The sequence below is a fragment of the Paenibacillus sp. FSL P4-0081 genome (genome assembly GCF_000758565.1).
Classification (GTDB): Bacteria; Bacillota; Bacilli; order Paenibacillales; family Paenibacillaceae; genus Paenibacillus_AQ; species Paenibacillus_AQ phytohabitans.
Window position 1 is genome coordinate 4,984,276 of record NZ_CP009280.1, and the last position, 19,382, is coordinate 5,003,657.

Consider the following 19,382-nt stretch of genomic DNA (forward strand, 5'->3'; position numbering starts at 1 on the left):
AAAAGGGAGTGACTCTCCGCTTGGCGGAAGCCCCTCCCTTGTCCTTCTTTATTCTTTTCCAAGGTAATGCAGCTTAAACTCCGACGGGGTCATTCCTGTATACTTCTTGAACACCTCGCTGAAATAGCGCCTGTGCTCGTAGCCGAGATCCTGGGCAATCTCCTGTACCTGCAGGCCGCCGATCAGCATCGCCTTGGCCTTCTCCATCTTCTCATGCATCACGTATTGCTGAAAGGAACCCCCTTGCACCTTCTTAAACAGGTTGGAGAAATATCCTGGGCTGAGGTTAATCTGCTTCGCGACCTGCTCCAGTGACAGCCCCGTATCCAGATGACTCCGGATATAAGCGATCGCCTGATGGATAATCCGCGTGGATTCCAGGGAACGGGCTTCCTCCACCAGCGCGCAGGCCTCCCGGCACAGCCCGGACAGCAGGCTCCGGATATCCAGAAGGGAAGGATGCACCCGGTTCTTCATTGCCTCAATTCCGCGCTCCAGCGGCTCCACCTGCTCATAGGGAAACTGCTCAAGCAGAACCCGGCAGATCTTGGAGCTCAGCTCATAGCCGACGCTTTCGACATACCTTGGCTCAGGCAAAAGCTCGCTGTCCAGCAGCTCCGAGAACAGCTGGTCCAGCACCTGCAGGCTTTTGCCGGAATTGCCGGAACGCAGGGCAAACAGCAGCTCCTGCTCGGCGGCGGCGGAATAGCTGTGAAGCGAGAGCGGCTTATTCTCGATATTGCCGTAATGATATACACCGTTGCCTCCGGTATAGAAATGATAACCCAGAGCGCTCAGCGCCTGCCTGTAGGCGGTAGCCAGCTCATGAATCGCTGATACACCAGGCCCCACGCCAATAGAGAGTGTATTACGGGAGAATTGGCTTACATTCGTGCAGCAGGCTTCCGTAATCAGCGCAGCGGTATCCGGGGCCGAGCCGTTCATGATGCAGACATACCGGTCTGTAGCCTCACGGATAATCACACCGCGGGTCCAGGCGGAAATCGTCTCTTCGAGAATATTGTGCAGGCTGAACCGCAGCAGCTCCACCTCCTGCACAGGCTGGCCCTGAAGCTTCTCGGCGAAATGATCGATCTCTGCGACAAACACGAAGAAGTCATGCTGCGCAAGCGGGATATCGAGATATGCCCACCTGGACCGGGCATCCGCCTCTGTCGTCTGGTGATGCAGCAGGAAGGTCAGATACTCCTGGCGGAGGATGGGCAGGCTCTCCCTGATTTTGGACTCCATCACCGCCAGTCTCGCAGTCTCCTGCCGTTCTTCCCGGCACAGCTCCTTGGCCTTCAGCACCACATTCACAATCTCATCCAGCGAAAAAGGCTTCTTCACGAAATCGAGCGCCCCCAGCCGGATGGCTTCCTGAGCGTAAGCGAATTCCGAGTAAGCGCTAAGGATAATAATCTTGCAGTCCGGCAGATCTTCCAGTATCGCCCGGGTCATCTTCAGCCCGTCCATTCTCGGCATCCGGATATCGGTCAGCACAATATCGGGCCGGGTCTCGCGGATGATCCGCAGCCCCTCTTCACCGTCGAGCGCCGTGCCGGCGACCTCAATACCGTGCTCCTGCCACGCCGGCTTGCGAGAGATCATCTCCACCACACTTTTAATATCGTCGATGATACATAACTTGAACCTTCCCGGCTCCAGCTTCTGGTCCATCATCTATCGCTCCTCTCTTAACGGAATCCACAGCTCCGTCTGCGACCCCTTGCCCGGTTCTCCGTCCACTTCCATGAGGGCTTCCTCTCCGTAGTAGAGCGCCAGGCGATGTCTGATGTTGAACAGGGCGTAGCCCTTCTTGGACTGCGGGGCGCTGCTCATTCCCTGCCTAACCTTCCCGGCATCGAGCCCCCGCCCGTTGTCGGTAATAGTAATATGCAGCATCTCCAGCTCACGGCTGACCGTGATGTCAATCCGGCCTCCCCCGGACCGGTCACTGAACCCGTGCTGGATGCTGTTCTCCACAACCGGCTGCAGGATGATTTTGGGAAGCGGGCAGGACAGCAGCTCTTCATCCTCAACCGTAATGCTGTATTCAAACAGTCCTTCATAGCATTTCTGCTGAATGGAGAAATACTGCCGCACATGGGACAGCTCATCCTCGAGGGTAATCAGATCCTTCCCTCCGCTAAGCCCGATCTGGAACATCTGCGATAATGACAGGATCATCTCATTCACATCCTCATTCACGCCCAATACCGATTTGCAATAAATCGTATTCAGCGTATTGTACAGGAAGTGCGGCTCCATCTGCGCGGTAAGGGCCCGGATCTCCGCATGCCGCTTGTCCTCCTCCTTCGACTTCACATCCTCAATCAGTGCCTTAATCTCCGACATCATCCGGTTGAACTGAAAGCCGACCTGGGCGACCTCATCCTCATAGCGGCTCTCATAAACTACACTAAGCTGGTTCTCTTCGACCCTGCGCATCAGCCGCCGCAGCTTGAACAGCGGCCTCAGCAGCACAGACGTCAGCTGATTGGAGATCAGCCAGGTAGTCAGCAGAAAGACACCGATTACATACAGGGTGATGCGCTGCACCCTCTCCAGCTTGCCCAGCAGCTGGTCGCGCGACTGCATGCCGGAGATGATCCAGTCAGGAGATGCTGCAGAGCTTTTATAATTGACCAGATACTCCTTGCCGCCATAGCTGTAGGTATGCTCCTGCGGTTCGGCTGCTACGCCGCCTTCCGCAAGCACCGGCTTCCAGGGAAATCTGCCGCGGAACGGCCAGCGCGACTCCACCACTGCATCCCCCTCCCCGCTCATCAGGTAATAATTCCGGCCGGGCTGCTGCCCGCCCTGATTCAGCAGTTCGTCAATCCGGCTCTCCCGGATATTGACGACGATAAACACATTGCTGACCGGAGTATACGGGTATTCATAGATTCCCCGGACCACGAAGGAGACGACCCGCTGGCTGCCCGTGAACAGCCGGTCATAATGCCCCTTGGCCCAGTAGCCGCCCGGCTGCTCCTTGCTGAGATCATATAATTCCGAGCCGTAAAACGAGTTATCCTGCGCGCGGATTTGCGTGGTGGAGTAGAAGTCGCCTATCGGCGTGACGATCAGCACATTCTCGATAATTGGTTGATTAAACGTCGCCTGTGAGAGCACATATTGCAGATCCGACAGATGCACATAATAATTCGACACATCATGGCTGAGCACATCCATCATCATCTTCCGGTACGCATCGCTCAGCATCAGGGACTGCACGGACAGTGCCACATCATTCAGGCGGGAATCCAGCAGCTGGGTAGTTTTGCTGACCGTTTCCTGGCTGCTGGCGTAAGCATTATCCTCAATCTCCTGCGCGGCGATCCAATACGAGAAGCTGCCCATCGCACTGATGGACAGCGTGATCAGCATGATGAACGAGAACAGAATCCGCTGCTTGATGGATATCCGGTAATACCTGCTGGCGATCTGCCGCCGGATCTGCCTTGCATAGGCTGTGAATGTATTCATAGTTCCCCCTTCTTGAGCATGTACCTCCCTATGTTTGTATGTTCTTGTCACTTGTACCTTACGGCTGCTCCAGCCCGGCGTCAAGACAGGGCATGATTATTTAGCGGATTCTATCCCTTATTATCAATAGGCAGGGGGCCTTCCACATAACATGGTGATGACGATATTCCCACCACGATTCTGATTAAACTGGCAGATTTTCATATGACGAGTACGGACTATTTACTTAACCGAACGAACCAAAAGAAACCTTACTCCAAAAGTTAAATTAGAATAATGATCATTGCATACAAAAATCCGCAGTTTAGACGGAGACAAAGATCTTAAGCAGCACAAAAACAAGCCCGGTGACGAACCACATGAGCTTGTTTTACGCTAGTCCCATCACTTAAAGCTTTCTTACCGCACCACAACTAACACTACAATAACTCCGAGCAAAATCAGCCAGACAACCGGGTGACCGAAATTTAATCCCCAGCCGACTCCGAACCTTTTCTCGACAATTAGGTTTGGATCTTTGCGATTGAAATAAATCATACCTAATTTCCATTTATCTTCATCATGGACAGGTCTGACATTGGCGCTATCGGCAGATCGCTCCAAGCGGCTTTCGACCTGACCCGCCCAGAACGATAAGGCGAGAGCGTATAGGATGATAAAGGCTATTATGATTAGGATAACGGGGATAGCGAAATTGATGTTAAGCAGAGATATCATATTGAGCTGCCCGACGGCTAACAGGATCACTATTAGGAAGCTGGCTGTAATCATAAAACACGACCAAGCCCGGCGGTAAGTTACGTCTTCTCTAACCTGCTGTTTCTCTCTGCGAATACTCCAATTCTCAAATAGGAACAACAGTATTACGAGCCCTTGAATTAGCGTAGTCATAAACACAGAGGTATACGATTTAGCTGCATAGCGGTCTATGCTCAAACTGCTGTTATAATGAATTGGAAGCTGATCAGGAATCAGATCGTAGTTGCAGAGCACAAATACAATATTAACAACCATAATGACAACATGAATGAAGAACCAATAATTAGATAAGCCCCTGTTTCTGTTTGGCAATTCAGTGTCCACGGTCATGATCGATGGTTCAGGAGCAATAGTCAGCGTGGGCAGTACACTTTTCATTTTCAAATGATAGCTAATATTAATGACAAGGGAGATTACGAGCATGGCGAGTGCATAGGTAATAATAATCCAACTGACTTGCTTCGAATGTTCATCACTGTAGATTAGGTATAGGATGCCAACAATGAATAGGATGGTATGTAGAATAGCACTAATCCTGGCATATGACCTCCGCATCTGGCGCAGCGGCTCACTGAGGAATTGTACAGCGCTGACGGTGACTCCGAAACTAATCGTCTCTTTTGTTAAATACGGCATACTCACGATGAGTACAATGGAAGGTACAAATACTAGGATAAATATTATAACAGGCAGTATCGTCATATCATTCACCTCATTCTACATGGATATTATTTCACATAATCCTCGAAAGCGATCTTATACTCTGCATATTTTTCAGGATTACTTTTTTCAAATATTTTCAAAGAAGCAGGTTCCCGAAAATCTATATCATTGACTGAAAAATTGACACTCTTCATATCTCCATTCGCATTATTTTCAGTCTTGTATGGTTGTATTATTCTACCTTCCTGTATCATTTCAATGGCTAACATCTTAGCCCATCCACGCATCACATAAGCAGAGAATGAAATATGATCATAGCTGATAAATTTCCACACTTCTTCTATAGATGACGTCCTATCATATTTTGCGTATTGATTACTTGAATGTATTGCCACAAATCTGTAAGGTGTATTAATAAATACGTCCCTGTATTCAAATGTACTATCGTTGCTGGTCGATGATAATAAAGGTAATTTGAAGTCTTCACCAAAATATGCACCATCTTTTTTTCCTTCATTGATCGCTTTCATGATTTGATCATCCGTTAAACTATAGATATATCCGTAACCAGATTTTACTTTTTCTTCTATGTCAACTTTATTTTCTGTTAATTTCAATGAATCTGCTGCCATACTTGTTTTAGGTAATTGAGTACTTCCTTTCTCAACTAAATCATATTTAGTTAATCCATAAAATATCACAGCATTTATTGCTAATGAAATTGTCAATAATACAAATAGAATCTTAACCTTCATTATATAAGCCACCTTCAACTTTCTTATCATTATAAAGCATCTATAGCTTCTTTAATTTGCGGGATAGATAAACCGTTCGCTTTCAGCTCTTTTATCCAAATAATGCGTGCGACGGTTTCCTCTCTTTTATACCTGCGTGTTAAATTCTCTTCAGCCTGTTCAAAGGGCAGCATACCTTCTTCGGTGTAATGTTTCAGCGTGCTATAACGGGAACCTGTGATTCTTACCAATTCACCTATTGACACATGCTCTGAGGCCAGAATCGCCTCCATGGAACGTTGCCTGGACATGGATACAACTCCTTTACAGCGGGCGCTTCGGAACAAGACGCACACCTTGAATCGGTACTCTCATCATCACATAATGCGGCATCGCATCGTATAACAAATTATCTATTTTGACAGTCGCAAATGAACCTCTCTCAATCACCTTACCTCATGTCCATAGGATTTTAGCCTTGTAAGGACGGAGTTTAGCCTTTTATTAGAATTATCGAACCAAGCCTCTGTCTCTACAAAGACAGCTTGTGACCGCTCAAGGAAAGGGAAGAAAAAATTGATACTGCTGCCCGCATCTGTCTTCATAAACGACGACTTCATTTGCAGGAACTGTTTGACCCCTAACTCTATTCCATGGCGATCAGTGCAAAACTTTGTGCTAATTTTAAATCCATCATAGCCATCCACCCCTACTCATGATTTAGATAAGCCGGTTCGTGATTCGTGTGTATGAAGAACCTTTTGAAATCGTTTTACTTACTACTTACTACTTATCACTTACCGCATACAGTACGCCATTTGCAAAATATTGTCAAGGATGACTCCGTGCCTCGTTCAACCGAAAAAGTATGTAAATACAACAAATGGCTGAGCTTTTACATAACAAGCCACCTACTCCCGCTATGAGAGCGGTAATTTGGATGTTCCGATTGCAAGCGCAAACAAGCTCGTGTGATAATCACAGGAGCTTGTTCTCATTCCGCTTTACCAGGTTCAACACCAGCTTTTTCACTCCTTCTTTTCTGTTTTTACTGATTGCTGTGAAATACTTTGATAAGAAAGTCACGTTCTGGAACCTGCAATAATTCATATGACTCTAAAAATTTTGTGTTATCATAGGAGACTTCCTCTAAACTGACTGTAATTTTGTCCTTTGCTATATCTACTACTGAATATCGGGCAGTTGGTTGTGAATTGCATCCTAAAGAACCGGGATTTAAAAAGATAGTATCTTTACCCTCAAAAAAATGAATTGGATGATGATGCCCAAAACATATTAATTTGTCTTCGCTTCCTTTGAATAGAGAGAGTAAATTATCTAAACTCGGCTCAACAATTTCACTAAAAGGATCTTTGCTTATATGTTCATTTAATTGGGTCTGCTCAATATGATAATGGATAAACAATATAGACTTGCCTTCGATTGTTAAAGTGATTGTCCGAGGCAACTGTTCTAATCTGGTGATGAAGCCTTTGTCCATAAGATCTGCTATCCATTGGTGATGCTCTTTAGCGTGAGAGTGGCTTAATGGATAATCTTCCCCTTTTTGAAGTGCTAAAACTGCTTCATCGTGATTCCCGGTAATCATTGAGACATCACTTCTGGCAAATAAGATTGTCAGAACTTCATTTGTATCTGGTCCAATCCCTATCATATCTCCTAAGCAATAAATATGTTCAATGTCCCGCCTCAGGTCAAACTCATTAAGAACTGCCTTTAAGGCAGGAGCATTACCGTGGATATCAGCAATTACTCCAATCTTCATAATCTATCGACACTTCCTTTGTCTATTTTATAATGATTCAAAGAGCGGACAGCCAATAAAATGGATAACACGCAGTTAATAGCAGTAAGCCCCATCCACAACAATACCGAATAGGACATCCATACGGTAAGCATAGGGTAACTATAGTTCAACAGATAAGGCCAGATCAGTGTCAAAACTAACAGCAGCATTCTAAAGAGTAGAGTAATACGAACCCTGGTCTTTTTCCTGCGTCTATCTTGCTCATCTATTATGTGTCGGGGTGTCCTACGGCTAGTATCATTACCTTAAGAATGATGCCAATAGCGGCTAACAGAACTAACAACGATGATACCAGATCAGTTATGATGTAGATATCGTCATATTTATAGGTGTTCATAGGGCTCTAATTCATTTGCCCATACCTGTTCTGCGCAATCAACGAGGGTGCCGTTGAGGAAGGAATAGTTGGTTTACAGACTCATATCCGGCTGCCCGGATGTCAACCTCATGTGTTTGATAAATTGCGTTCTTCAGATTATCCGGTAGATCGCCTATTTCCATCTGGGCAGTGATCCAGTGCTCCAAATCCTTGAAATTCGTTACCAAATATCCCGCTGCAATATCTCCATAATATCTGGGGGCGTTGTATGCTAAGCTTTTCCCGAAAAACGCGCGATAACCTTGAGTAAGCTGCTCCAGCTTCTTTTCCTGTCCTGTTGAAAACAACTGTCAGTCATCCCCAGCGGAATCAGTATGTGCCCAGTTACATAATCCTGATAATTCATACCTGTAACTTGTTCGATAATCATTGCTAAAATATCATAATTAACAGTTGCATACTGATATTCAGTCCCCGGATTTGTATCTAGCGCAATATTAGAAATCTTATGTATGGTTGTTCCAAGCATTTCTTCCGTTGTACCTTCAGGAATTAACCTGATGCTCCATGACGGTATACCGCTTGTATGAGCCAATAGTTGTCTAATAGAAATCTCAGTTTTCTCCCCCTTGTAATCTGGAGCAACCAGAGAAGATAATCTGAAATATAATCGGAATAAGCTAAGCTCCCTCTTCTTGTAGCAAAATAACAGCTAGAGCCGTAAACGCTTTGGTGGTCGAGCCCAATTCGAAAAGTGTTTCCTCAGTGACCGGCTTTTCTTGTTCCACATCGGCGTAGCCGTACACCCTAAATTCTGTCTCGCCCTGTTTGGATGATACGATGGCAACGCCTGGAGTCGCTGTTTTGCTCATAATGGTTTTCACCATGTTTTGCTCAATAGCATAATTTCCCGATCCAAATAAATTTCCAATCGAATGCCAACATGCAGTAGTAGCGATGAGCACGATCAGCAGGACTGCACTTACTGTTACAATAGTTTCCTTTCTCCTAGTACTCTTCTGCATTGTCGTTCTCCTTTGAATTCGTATATCAAATTCAAAATCCCTAAGTCACTATGCTGTTCTTAATTTAGACGTTCATTCCATCCCGTTCCCTGCGAATATATACCTTGCTTCCAAATAAAAAACTCCTGCCAAATTATTAGCAGAAGTTTCATTAAAAGATTGATTCACACGGACATCTCATCAATGGCTAGAAGTTACTGCCTTTTTATCTTCTTTCTCGACAAAGTTTCCATGTTAATCTTGCACTTAATAGCCCATTATCAGGTAGCTGTTTAATTATCATCGTGTCTTGCACATTTAAAGAAACAACAAAAGTATATGTCTTTGAAGGTGCAAAAACTACAATGAAACTCTGGGGATGATTATTCATATGACTCGACGGATAATTCTTAGATAAAGACTCTCCAGTCGATAAGGGAATAGCACTATTAAAGGATATTCTAGAGAAAGATGATCACGACTGTAGCGGATTGCGGAGTTTTGTTAAAGATGTTCATTTATAAACGTTAATTAAGTCTGAGTTCTTAATGAAATATATTTTTATCAAAATATGATAAACAAGCGGCAGAAATGACAACCACCGCTTGTTTGTGTGTTAGATATTAGTGAACCTTGGCAGCAATATAAACCGTAGAACTGTTATAAAAATTATAGTAGATACCATTGCTCCAGATAAAATTACTTGGATCAGTAATTCCAGTATTTTGTGATGGATTTGGACCGTGTTTTTCAGACCAGGTTCCTGTGCTATTTTGAAGCATAAAATGATAATCAACATTATCTCCACCAAAACCATACTGGTCAGGAAGTCAACTTTACCATTACCATTGGTATCAATCCAACCTATTCTTAAAGCTATTCGATGTTCATCGGCGTTAACGGCCGCAGTTCTGCTACTTAGTATTCGCCAGCCAGGTATAAAATATAATGAATTTGTATTTCCATCTTGGACTACCAGGTTAGCAACATAATTCACATTCGTAAAATATTGTGAATCTGCTTTGAAACGCCATCTCCATCGCCAGGATTCATTTTCCATGGGGCTTTGGTAGCATAACCATAGCAGTTAACTGCAGAACTATTAACAGCCGAATAGGGCCATGCATGACCATAATCGGATGCCAAGGTGGCAAAAGATTCGTTTGGGAGTTCAAAAGTGGGAGTTAGTAAGTCCGGTTGAATTAATACGTCTCGGATAGTTGTGGATTCTGTTGGAAATACTAAACTTGATGTTTTTTTGAGTTCACCAGAGGTAGTAACATTGCCAAGGGAGTCAACGATAATTGTATCCTCTCCCTGCCATTCACCGACCCAAGTCTTATCTGCCCCAGATGTTTGCACCTGTCTCAATGTACTATTATCAATTGGAGCTGCCAAAACTACCGAAGAGAGAGAAAGACTCACAATTAATGCAAATGAAAATGCATACAAGGATAATTTTTTTATTAATACCAATCCCTTCATTTTTGATATAAGAACTTTACCATAAATTACTAATATAATTCATGAAAAATGTCACTATATAAGCTGAACTTAACAATGATGGCGAGCTCGTGAGCGAACCTCTTACGGAGCTTTACTGATGCAGTAAGTAAGATTTAAAGCCGCTTTGAAACTAAGTTAGACCAAACTAAACCAGTAAGCGTAATTGAAAATTAAATCAACTATTAAAATATTTTTAGGTTGATTAATATAAAATGTGCAATTGCACATAAATCTGCCCCAGTTATCATTAATGGTGATACGGTGTTATTGATCTGGGATTATATTAAATGAAGAAATTACGGAGGTAAGGAGAATGAGTAACATGAAAAGGTATGTACTATTATTATTTATGATATGTCTAGTTTGATCCGACGCCTATCTTTGCATCCACGTCCAGTCCAAAGTTTGTGAAAGTATCGTTTCTATCGAATCATGGTCTTATATTAAAGGATGACGAAAGCTTCGGACCCTTGGGGGATGAATGACATAGGACAACTAGGCGACGACGTTTCGCTCTTCGCCTGTACAAGTGCAAGGGCTTTCGAGAAGTAAATGAATTTTAACAGGATATGATTTTTCTGCAGTACTTGCCGAAGACGGGGATGTGTATACATGTGCAACGAACGATCAGGGCCAATTGGGGACATCCAGAAATACTAAGTTTGAAAAAACTGCTCTCGCCATCTGAGGCCACTGAAAAATGTATCAAAAAAAACGACGCCTATTCGGTCCCTCCGAATGGTCGTCGTTTTTTCTCACCTAATTCTTCGACTTTTATCTACCCCATAAGTTTCAATATTCGTTTTAAACTAACAGTGAATATCGCCATAGCTCCCTGAATTCCCATGCCAACTGAACCCGAGGAGATGCAACATCGTACCCGTGTCTGTGATTGATTCGCTATTTTCGGCTCCAATTTTGTAGCATTCTTTAATTTTGGCTTTAAAGGTTCTCTTTCCTGAAACGCAGCTTGCTTTACATGTTCGTTGCTCTTTCACCCTTTGCCTTACATCTAAAATAATACCCGATGGAATCGACCGGACCTTTAACCGTTTGATAGGCTGCGAATGGTTGAAGGCATTCCACATCAAATTCCGGATTAATCCCCAGGGTATCAATTCTTGTCTCATTTCCTTCTATTTCGTATACATCTAATCCAGTCTCTTCTTTAACCTCTCTGATCAGGGCTTGGATCAACGACTCAAAGGGTCCAATTCTCCCCCCGGGAAGTTCGAACTTAAAGGAGGAATCTGTTTTCATTCTTCTTTGTATGACGATCTCAGGTTCTCCATCATTGAATCGTTCAATGAATGCTCTTGAATTAACGTAGAACATCGAACCCACCCTTTCTTAGATATGTGACACCCACGGCATAACGAATCTTTGCGATTCTTAATATTTCATTAGCTGCCAAACTTTGCTTCCCATTGCTCTAACCAAGCTTTATAACTCATAGAATGCACTTCTTCTAATGTTCTTCCATCTAATGACCATACGCCGCCATCCATGGCCTGATCGATTACTGGATAAGAATGTCCGCCTACTGCCTGGTTATCCACGACATAGATCCAAATTGCGGTTTTCCCTTTAGATTTAACAATATTCTCCGGTTTGGCGCTTGTGGATTTCCAGTTATCCAATGGATGGTTTGTTACTATGAACTTCTGTACGTTAACCTCTTTGTCCAGATAAACACCGGGATCTTCGGTTTGCAGCCCCCAGTAATTGGAATATGGTAAATTCATTAACTTTTCTTTTGTTAAGGTGTAGACTTCACTGGAGCCTTCATACGAAGAGACCTTGTAACCCTTAGATTCCAAATAATCTTTTGCCGCAGTAGCATTGTGGTCTAATGTTGTGGCATTATGCGAAGCGGAACAGCCCGTTAAACTGAATAGAAGCGTCATTAATGTTAAGACAATTCTGACCAAACCGTCCCCTCCTCCATTGTTTTCTCGCTCTTATTGGGAACCATTACTCATTGACTATAACGAAATGAATTCAGCTTTTGTTACACGTACGCAGATATATATGGAGTAGTTGTTCATGGTTTGGGAGGATTATCGTATGTAAGAGGAAATACCGATTGGAATTCACTGGCGCATTGTTCTATAATATCTGCGGTTATAATCACAGCTGTGTAATTTTGTATGTCGGGACACCCAATTATAACCGCCGATTTTAATCTGCCTTACCCGGCGATCTTACTCTTATACCTTCTCCTTAATCGGAAACAATAAATCAAGCTGTAAATCGTCCATTTTACCGCCATTTTGTACGTAATTATAAAAATTCAATGTTTCCTCAAATCCTTGCCCTGCAACCGTTTCAAGCGATGCCCAGCGCGGAGAATCCCAATCATTATCATATTTATTGCTTGCGTTAACCCATTCTTTTAATAAACGCCAGTCCTCGAAGTCCCATGCCCTGAGCACATGTGCGGCATATAACCCGCCGTCAAACGTACGTTTGACTAAAGGCGCGGGAACCTCTGTGTCGCCCGGAATGGATACCCACACCTCATATACATGGGAGGGTTCTCCGATTCCTGCTGCCCCTTTAGAGCAGTCAAAACCAAAACTCCGGGCGTCGGGTTTAATTGTTAGCAATCCGCTTTCTGTTACAAATTGCGTGATTATATCCAGCGCTTTGCCTTCGCAGCCTTCTCCCGTTGCATAAGCAGCAGCCACAGTCATGGGCGGCAGATAGACAATCCGCACATCTTTGTCCGCCAGCTTGTTTAAATTTTCATTTGCCTTGTTTAATTCTTCCATTGACTTTTCCTCCTTGAAGTTGATTTTCGAGACAGTCAAGGAATCCACAACCTCCAGTAAACTTGCGTCGTCAGGCAGTGCGAATTTCGCACCTCTGAGATTCAGATATTCGACAAAGGCTTTGATAACACTGCGAATGGTGGAGAGCGCGGTGATCTCGTCCTCAATATCCGCAAGGTTACGCTCAAAAGCTTCGATTGCAACACGCGCTTCCGCGCTTTGCAGAATTTCGGCAATCTGTCTGAGCGGAATCCGCAGTTTACGCAGAACGATAATCTGACGCAGACGTGTGATGGCTTCGGCATCATAAGCGCGGTAAGCGGAATCTTCCTTTTTCGCAGGCGTAATCAGCCCGATTTGCTCGTAATACCTAAGGGTACGGGTGGAGACTGAAAAGTGCTTTGACACCTGACTGATGGTTTGCAGTTCGATGACTATCCCTCCTTCTGAGAGTAAATATACAGGTTTACGCGACGTTAGAGTCAAGAGACCTGGTACCGGAAGCTTATGTAATTATCCTTAAGTATTACGATGTTACTCTACCTTCATCCATAGAGCATTCTGCCGGTCATCTGGACTTGATAAAACCATCATCCCAGATGGATGACCTTCAGGAATTAAGGTTTTTCAAAACATCCTTTCCCGTATTCGCTTCTTCAATAGAGACTGAACCAATGAATTTATCAAAATTTTCATTCATTTCGAAATATGCTTTTGAACCAAAAATTAATGGATTGGACTCATTGTATTCGACTCAGGCATGACATGATATGACCCTCCCATCCCTTCAATAACTGTACGCAAAGGTACATAGGTCACTCCATCAATGACTTTAGCTTCCCTTTAATGGCAGCCCCGTTTACCCTTAAAGAGTATGCTGCAGTGGCTGCATAGACCGTAATGGATAGACATACCACTGACAACATAATAAGAAAACTTGATGCGATTAACTTTTTGTTCACTATTGGCACACTCCCTGACCGATTTGCTTCCCATTAATCTTTTTAATATTCGACAATATCCCCCTCTGCCCTTTCAAAAGAACTTCCCCCATGTGATTTTTTTCCAACAAAAAAACCGAAGCTTTATTTTCACCCCGGTTTCCATTACTAACGTATTATATTCCTTCGTAAACAGAATCTTTGTCACTAAAGACATCGATCATCATTAAAGCTCCTATTTTATAGCCTTGGATAAAAGATAACGCTGAATGCAACGAGCTTGAGTCACTCTGTAAATCATATAGCATTTCGACTTGGTCAAAATCTTCTTCGGATAACCTCGCTTTTAGCATTTGTAATAAATCAATGGTTTTCTGATTAATCTTCTGCAATTCCGGATCATTTGGCTTAATCAACTCATTCGGGTGCAATCTTCCATAATAGAAATCCTCCAAAATGATTACCACCAGGCCTCCTTTCACAAACTAATACTTCAATCATGTATAAATTTTATGCGAAAACTGCATAAATAACAATATGCATTTTTCGCATAAAGTAAACTTGGCTTGGGTGATGAGCATTGTACACAAGAATCCGCGATTTACGCGAAGACAAAGATCTGACGCAGCAACAAATGGCTGAGCTTTTACATATCACACAAGCCACCTACTCCCGCTACGAGAATGGGAATTTGGATGTTCCGAGTGCCGTTTTAATTACGCTGGCGAATTTCCATAAAGTAAGCATCGACTACATTTTAGGGCAGACCAATAATCCCAAGCGCTATCCGCAAAAATAAAATAGTATTCAATAAAAAGAAGCTCTTGTGATTATCACAGGAGCTTCTTTCATTTGTAGCCCACTCTCGCCCGTTGAATACTATCCAAGCTTTCTGCCTGAAGGAATTCTTCTATCAGCATAGGCTGTTTGGAACACATTTAATCGCCATTCCGGCTCACCTTCAAGCGGATTACATTATATTTGCCGGGCATTTCATATCCAGCGCCGGGGATGCTTCAGCTGTAGGGTTACCGCCCGCCGGAACGGAAGCTGCTTATTGCTCGCGGAGATGGAGATTCACCGTTATCTCTCCTTCGGGGAGCTTAGCGCAAAAAAGCTGCGGTCTCCTGCGGACTCATGAGATTGCGGCGGGTGAGCTGCTTATCGCCTCTGCCTATGTAGCTGATGGATACTTCAATGCCGCAGATTCATCGGAGGAAGTATTTATTACCTCCCCTACATTCGGTACCATCTATCGGACCGGTGATATGGCCGAGATGGACGATACCGGCAGGATCATGTTCAAAGGAAGAAGAGACGCGCAGATCAAAATCCGGGGATACCGCATTGAACCGAACCGGGAGAGATCGAATCGCATATTTTAACCATGGCAGGAGTTAAGGAATGCGCAGTGCTCTCCGTAGTGCGAAACGGGCAGACCACATTGACAGGATTCATTCAGGCCGACCGCGCCCTGTCACTTGCCGCGGTTAATCTTTGGTTGTCCCAACGGCTGCCTGATTATATGCTGCTCACCGAAGTTATAATGAAAGAACAATTTCCTCATACCTTAACTGGCAAGATTGACCGGAGAGGTCTTGCAGACAATTGTGGCCAGATGATTATTAGCTAGAACATAAAGGGCTGAAACAGGGTATCCCCCAATCCAGCCCTTTATCCTACCCTGTGTTAAGGCTCAATCCCCCACACCAGCTGGCCATTCATATATCCGGTCACCTGCTCATTGTTAACAAATTGACTAGCTGATGCCTTGAACGAATAATCGTTAGCCTGGTTGTAATTGGACCAGTCGGTTTTGGAGAAGCGGGTCTGGATCTCCGCGCTCTGGCCGGGGTTTAGCGTTCCAGCCGAACTGGTGAAGCCAATTTCCAGCGCATAATCGGCACCGGTAACCGGGGTTGCCAGCTTCACGAACTTGCTGGTTACGTTCGCGCTACCGACACTGGACCAGTCGATCCAGAAGCTCTGATCTTTCTCGCCGTCAATCGTGTAGTAATACCGGAGCTTCACATCACTGAGCTGAACTGCCGAATTACCGCTATTGACGACTTTGAATTTGGCCGAAATCCCGTTAGTAGAGGCACTTGTGTTGCCATTAAAAGCCTGGATCGTCAAGCCGCCCGCTGGTAGCGGAACGCTGCTATCCGCAACATTCACTGTAAGTACAGCGTTATTTCCTCCGTTAAAATGGAAGGTGATCGAATTCTGGCCGAGCGGCAGCGTAGAGAGATAGGATTTCTTCAAGACAATCGTTGCGCCTGATGCCGTATAATCCTGGCCCGATACAAGCGTGTAGCTTCCATTCGTCAGGTTTGTAAGCTGATGTCCATTTAAGGTTAGAGCTGCGGAAATATCCTGCGCTTGAGCCGGCGCTTTATCAAAGGCCGCGCTCACCGGTGCAATAGATGCACTTGGTGTTGTATCGACAATTGTAACTTTCAATACGGGATCTTGTCCCTGATTGAAATCAAAGACAATCGAATGCTCGCCAACCGGGAGCGTTGCCAGGAATGACTTTTTCAGCAGCAGCGTATTTCCGCTTACATAATCCTGCGTCGCGGTCAAGGCATTGCCCCCAGTCCGGAGGGCAGTTAACGTATTGCCGTTAGCATTCACGGTTATGGCTTTGTCACTCTGAGCCGCTGCATACTTGTTAAATTCGATACTTGCAGGTGTAATGGATGCACTTGGGTTTGGATTATTGACACTCAAATCGGGCAGCTCATCCAGTGTAATGACATAATTGCTCTGATATAGCGTGGTCAGTGTGGCCGGATAATTAAAGGCAGAACTCATGAGATGCTCGCCATACCACGGCAGGAAATAGAGCCAGCCCGACTTCTCCTCGGTCAGATTCTGTACGCTCGGGACAGTATCGTTCTCGGTCATGGCTACCATTTTGGTGCCGCCGGTTAGATCCACCAGCTGATAGAAAATCGAGGTAATCGCATCCTCATTGGGCACGCCGGACAAACCGTCATAGCGGTTGTAGACGGTATTGTATTTATCGTAGCCGACAATATCCACCTGATCGTCACCGGGATACCAGGCGGGAGAAGTGCTGTACACATAGCTGTTATACGTCCAGATCAGGTTGTGCAGGTCATAAGTTTCTGTAAGCTCGGTATAGAGCTGATCCCACAGCTGCTTATATACCTCTGCGCCTGCCGAGGCCCACCAGAACCACGCGCCTTGCCCGTTCAATCCGCCGTTACCCTCTGCTTCATGATAGGGTCTGAAAATAACCGGCACGTTGTTATCCTGCAGAATCTGCAGCTGCTCCGCCAAATCCGCTATGGCCAGCATTACGTACTGGTACTCTTTCGTCCCGGGAATTACCGCATTGGCTGTATTAAAATTAGTTTCCGTCGGCTTGTAGGTCGCTTCCTTCCAATCCACAAATTCCCCCAGCTGATAGGCAGTGAAATCCCGGGGAACTGTGAGATGCCAGCTGTTGGTCGCGATCCCGCCCCGGTTGTTCACCCAGTCGATCATCCGGGCAGTTGTGCCGTCCTCCCAGCCGTACAGCGGATTGTAGTTCATCAGATCGAACCCGCGGATGGCCGGATACTTGCCGGTTAAATTGTGAATCCAGTCGAACTCCAGCTCGGAATTCCCGTCATTGCCTCCCCCGTAAATCTCCTGCTGGCCGGAGATCATGTGATTGCCGTACACTTCTGTCAAATAATTCATCAGCAGCTGAGTTTCCGGGGTAGCTTGAGTATCACTGAGGACAGGCTGCACATCCAGGGGGTCCAGATCGGCAACATCCACAGTGAAGCTGTCAAAATAAGCGAAGCCCCAGCCCGCCTTCAACTGAATGGTGTTACTGCCCTGATTCAGCTTGTGATAGCCAAAATCGAAATCCGACCACGTGGTCGTGTAAGGCAGCATATACGAACCTTTCGTAACGCCGTTAACGTTCAACGATTGAAGCCGGCCGTCTGCGCTAAGCTCCTGCATATAACGGGTAGAGATCGTGTACATGCCAGTTTCCGGGACCGTCACATTGAAGGTAATGGTGCCTGAATTCTGCATCCAGACAAAACCGCTCCCGGTGTAGCCGGGCTTAGGTTGTCCGTAAATTTGGGTCGTCACTTGAAGATCGGAGGTGAGCTGAGCATTTTCGCTTTCAATTGTGAAAAGTGCGTTGTCTGCATGAACGGGCGGCGCTGTCATCACTCCAAGCAGCAGAGTAAATGCCAGCAGAATTGCGCTAGCCTTCTTGAGCAAATTTTTCATTTCCACCTTTCCTCCCCATGATAAAATGGTAAATACTTGATCAATCTATCAAGTCTTGGATGCGCTTTCATAGCAAAGATAACATACATTCCATATTTTGTAAATCGTTGAATATTGAAAATAATGTACCCTGATGCAGGCGCACTAAAAAACTCCCGCTAATCCGATTAGCAGGAGTTTCTATCGAGAGGTTCAACATTAATCATATAAGACTTCAATCATTTGCCTTGTCTTTGCCAGCTGCTCCACAGTTAAATCATGCTGGGCAGAGGCATATACGCTAAAGACAATATCGAGCACAAATAACTGGGCGAATCTCGAGCTTGTTGCTGCACTGCGAAGCTTTGCTTCCGGCGCACGTGATGTAAATAGAGAAACATCCGCGAGCTGGGCAAGCTTGTTATTTCCGGGACGGGTAAGGCTGATCGTTTTGATCCCCTGCTCCTTGGCCCGTTTCGTTAATTGAATGACCTCTCTCGTTTCACCGCTATACGAAATCCCCCAGAAGACGGCGTTTTCTGATTTCGTAGCCATGGCTGCTGCCAATAAATGACGGTCTGAAATCGCATATACATTTTTGCCGAGCCGAAGCCATTTCTGTGCTGCATCCTCTGCAATGATAAAAGAGGCGCCTATCCCATAAACATAAATAACCTCAGCCTGTTGTAACAGACTCACGGCCTGCTCGATCGATTGCGCGTCCAGTTGACTGGCCGTATTCTGAAAGGTCAATATGGTATTGGACAGCATTTTATCAATGATAGAATGCACCGTTTCATTGGATTCAACATCAAAGTAGCCCACATAATTCGTGTTCTCTACTTCAGCGGATAAACGGATCTTCAGAGCGGGGAAACCCTCGATGCCCAAAGACCGGCAAAAACGGACAACCGCCGCACTGCTTGCCTCCGCTTTGGCTGCTAACTCATGTATGGTCATATGCATCACTTCTTTAGCATTGGCAAGAATGTACTCAGCTACTTTTTTTTCTGATTCCGGCAGTTCATTCAATACCAGTTCAATTTGGGAAATCATACTTCCTGCTACCAAGTTCCAAGCTCCTCTCCTCAGTCTATTCTCCTTATTGTAACAAAATAGA

19 protein-coding genes and 1 pseudogene are annotated in these 19,382 nt (G+C 45.1%); 3 read left to right on the plus strand and 17 right to left on the minus strand.

Features of this window, described 5'->3' with window-relative positions; genetic code table 11:
• Positions 1–48: 48 nt before the first annotated feature.
• From P40081_RS21275 to P40081_RS21340, 15 genes and pseudogenes are all read right to left on the minus strand, one after another.
• Complete coding sequence (locus tag P40081_RS21275; RefSeq protein WP_231575160.1) at positions 49–1,683, minus strand: response regulator; 1,635 nt, start codon at positions 1,681–1,683, stop codon at positions 49–51.
• Positions 1,684–3,492, minus strand: coding sequence for a cache domain-containing sensor histidine kinase (locus tag P40081_RS21280; protein WP_042138233.1), 1,809 nt, complete (start codon positions 3,490–3,492; stop codon positions 1,684–1,686). It abuts the gene before it with no gap.
• Positions 3,493–3,891: 399 nt separating this feature from the next.
• Entirely contained in the window at positions 3,892–4,953 is a 1,062-nt protein-coding gene (locus P40081_RS21285) for a DUF1648 domain-containing protein (protein WP_042138234.1), read from the minus strand.
• A 26-nt stretch (positions 4,954–4,979) separates the two neighbouring features.
• Positions 4,980–5,669, minus strand: a complete 690-nt coding sequence (locus P40081_RS21290; protein WP_144026021.1) for a hypothetical protein — start codon at positions 5,667–5,669, stop codon at positions 4,980–4,982.
• A gap of 29 nt (positions 5,670–5,698) precedes the next feature.
• Positions 5,699–5,959 (minus strand): helix-turn-helix domain-containing protein, encoded by a 261-nt coding sequence (locus P40081_RS21295; protein WP_042138238.1) that lies wholly within the window; start codon positions 5,957–5,959, stop codon positions 5,699–5,701.
• A gap of 737 nt (positions 5,960–6,696) precedes the next feature.
• Positions 6,697–7,434 carry a metallophosphoesterase family protein gene (locus P40081_RS21305; RefSeq protein ID WP_042138241.1) on the minus strand — a complete coding sequence of 246 codons (738 nt, stop codon included), beginning with the start codon at positions 7,432–7,434 and terminating at the stop codon, positions 6,697–6,699.
• 417 nt (positions 7,435–7,851) lie between these two features.
• On the minus strand, positions 7,852–8,142 hold the full coding sequence (locus tag P40081_RS39080; RefSeq protein WP_042138243.1) for a hypothetical protein: 291 nt from the start codon (positions 8,140–8,142) through the stop codon (positions 7,852–7,854).
• A complete protein-coding gene (locus P40081_RS40095; protein WP_442950216.1) occupies positions 8,067–8,390 on the minus strand; it encodes a serine hydrolase domain-containing protein in 324 nt (107 codons plus the stop codon). Before P40081_RS40095 ends, P40081_RS39080 begins: the two co-directional genes overlap by 76 nt.
• An 85-nt stretch (positions 8,391–8,475) precedes the next feature.
• The gene (locus P40081_RS39810; protein WP_042138245.1) at positions 8,476–8,820 is read right to left on the minus strand and encodes a serine hydrolase domain-containing protein; all 345 of its coding nucleotides are present in this window, start codon (positions 8,818–8,820) and stop codon (positions 8,476–8,478) included.
• A 972-nt stretch (positions 8,821–9,792) separates the two neighbouring features.
• Positions 9,793–10,284 (minus strand): hypothetical protein, encoded by a 492-nt coding sequence (locus tag P40081_RS38610; protein ID WP_144026022.1) that lies wholly within the window; start codon positions 10,282–10,284, stop codon positions 9,793–9,795.
• Between the two features lie 799 nt (positions 10,285–11,083).
• Positions 11,084–11,299 (minus strand): annotated as a pseudogene (locus P40081_RS39425) (IS5/IS1182 family transposase); the annotation flags it as partial.
• Positions 11,281–11,640, minus strand: a complete 360-nt coding sequence (locus P40081_RS21325) for an NUDIX domain-containing protein (protein ID WP_081970050.1) — start codon at positions 11,638–11,640, stop codon at positions 11,281–11,283. The gene P40081_RS21325 and the pseudogene P40081_RS39425, both read right to left, overlap by 19 nt.
• Before the next feature lie 68 nt (positions 11,641–11,708).
• Entirely contained in the window at positions 11,709–12,236 is a 528-nt protein-coding gene (locus tag P40081_RS21330; RefSeq protein WP_042138253.1) for a hypothetical protein, read from the minus strand.
• Between the two features lie 279 nt (positions 12,237–12,515).
• A complete protein-coding gene (locus P40081_RS21335; protein WP_231575161.1) occupies positions 12,516–13,565 on the minus strand; it encodes a MerR family transcriptional regulator in 1,050 nt (349 codons plus the stop codon).
• Between the two features lie 631 nt (positions 13,566–14,196).
• The gene (locus P40081_RS21340) at positions 14,197–14,487 is read right to left on the minus strand and encodes a DUF6809 family protein (RefSeq protein WP_231575162.1); all 291 of its coding nucleotides are present in this window, start codon (positions 14,485–14,487) and stop codon (positions 14,197–14,199) included.
• 113 nt (positions 14,488–14,600) lie between these two features.
• On the opposite strand from P40081_RS21340, the gene P40081_RS21345 reads away from it, so the two are divergent.
• The 3 genes from P40081_RS21345 (at position 14,601) to P40081_RS40100 (ending at position 15,653) form a co-directional block, all read left to right on the plus strand.
• Positions 14,601–14,819 carry a helix-turn-helix domain-containing protein gene (locus P40081_RS21345; RefSeq protein ID WP_042138254.1) on the plus strand — a complete coding sequence of 73 codons (219 nt, stop codon included), beginning with the start codon at positions 14,601–14,603 and terminating at the stop codon, positions 14,817–14,819.
• 73 nt (positions 14,820–14,892) lie between these two features.
• Positions 14,893–15,405, plus strand: a complete 513-nt coding sequence (locus P40081_RS21350) for an AMP-binding protein (RefSeq protein WP_042138256.1) — start codon at positions 14,893–14,895, stop codon at positions 15,403–15,405.
• Positions 15,406–15,407: 2 nt separating this feature from the next.
• A complete protein-coding gene (locus P40081_RS40100; RefSeq protein ID WP_042138257.1) occupies positions 15,408–15,653 on the plus strand; it encodes a hypothetical protein in 246 nt (81 codons plus the stop codon).
• A 56-nt stretch (positions 15,654–15,709) separates the two neighbouring features.
• Here the strand turns inward: P40081_RS40100 and P40081_RS21360 are convergent, their stop codons facing one another.
• Both P40081_RS21360 and P40081_RS21365 read right to left on the minus strand, forming a co-directional pair.
• Positions 15,710–18,283: a glycosyl hydrolase gene (locus P40081_RS21360; protein WP_042138258.1), complete on the minus strand. Its 2,574-nt coding sequence runs from the start codon at positions 18,281–18,283 to the stop codon at positions 15,710–15,712.
• A gap of 198 nt (positions 18,284–18,481) precedes the next feature.
• Entirely contained in the window at positions 18,482–19,333 is an 852-nt protein-coding gene (locus tag P40081_RS21365) for a MurR/RpiR family transcriptional regulator (RefSeq protein WP_156118660.1), read from the minus strand.
• Positions 19,334–19,382: the final 49 nt, after the last annotated feature.

Coding starts and splice junctions, on each gene's coding strand:
- P40081_RS21325 (WP_081970050.1), bottom strand. CDS start 11,640: ATGTTCTACGTTAATTCAAGAGCATTCATTGAACGATTCAATGATGGA.
- P40081_RS40100 (WP_042138257.1), top strand. CDS start 15,408: ATGGCAGGAGTTAAGGAATGCGCAGTGCTCTCCGTAGTGCGAAACGGG.
- P40081_RS39810 (WP_042138245.1), bottom strand. CDS start 8,820: ATGCAGAAGAGTACTAGGAGAAAGGAAACTATTGTAACAGTAAGTGCA.
- P40081_RS21285 (WP_042138234.1), bottom strand. CDS start 4,953: ATGACGATACTGCCTGTTATAATATTTATCCTAGTATTTGTACCTTCC.
- P40081_RS21275 (WP_231575160.1), bottom strand. CDS start 1,683: ATGATGGACCAGAAGCTGGAGCCGGGAAGGTTCAAGTTATGTATCATC.
- P40081_RS21295 (WP_042138238.1), bottom strand. CDS start 5,959: ATGTCCAGGCAACGTTCCATGGAGGCGATTCTGGCCTCAGAGCATGTG.
- P40081_RS38610 (WP_144026022.1), bottom strand. CDS start 10,284: ATGAAGGGATTGGTATTAATAAAAAAATTATCCTTGTATGCATTTTCA.
- P40081_RS21360 (WP_042138258.1), bottom strand. CDS start 18,283: ATGAAAAATTTGCTCAAGAAGGCTAGCGCAATTCTGCTGGCATTTACT.
- P40081_RS21305 (WP_042138241.1), bottom strand. CDS start 7,434: ATGAAGATTGGAGTAATTGCTGATATCCACGGTAATGCTCCTGCCTTA.
- P40081_RS21280 (WP_042138233.1), bottom strand. CDS start 3,492: ATGAATACATTCACAGCCTATGCAAGGCAGATCCGGCGGCAGATCGCC.
- P40081_RS21290 (WP_144026021.1), bottom strand. CDS start 5,669: ATGAAGGTTAAGATTCTATTTGTATTATTGACAATTTCATTAGCAATA.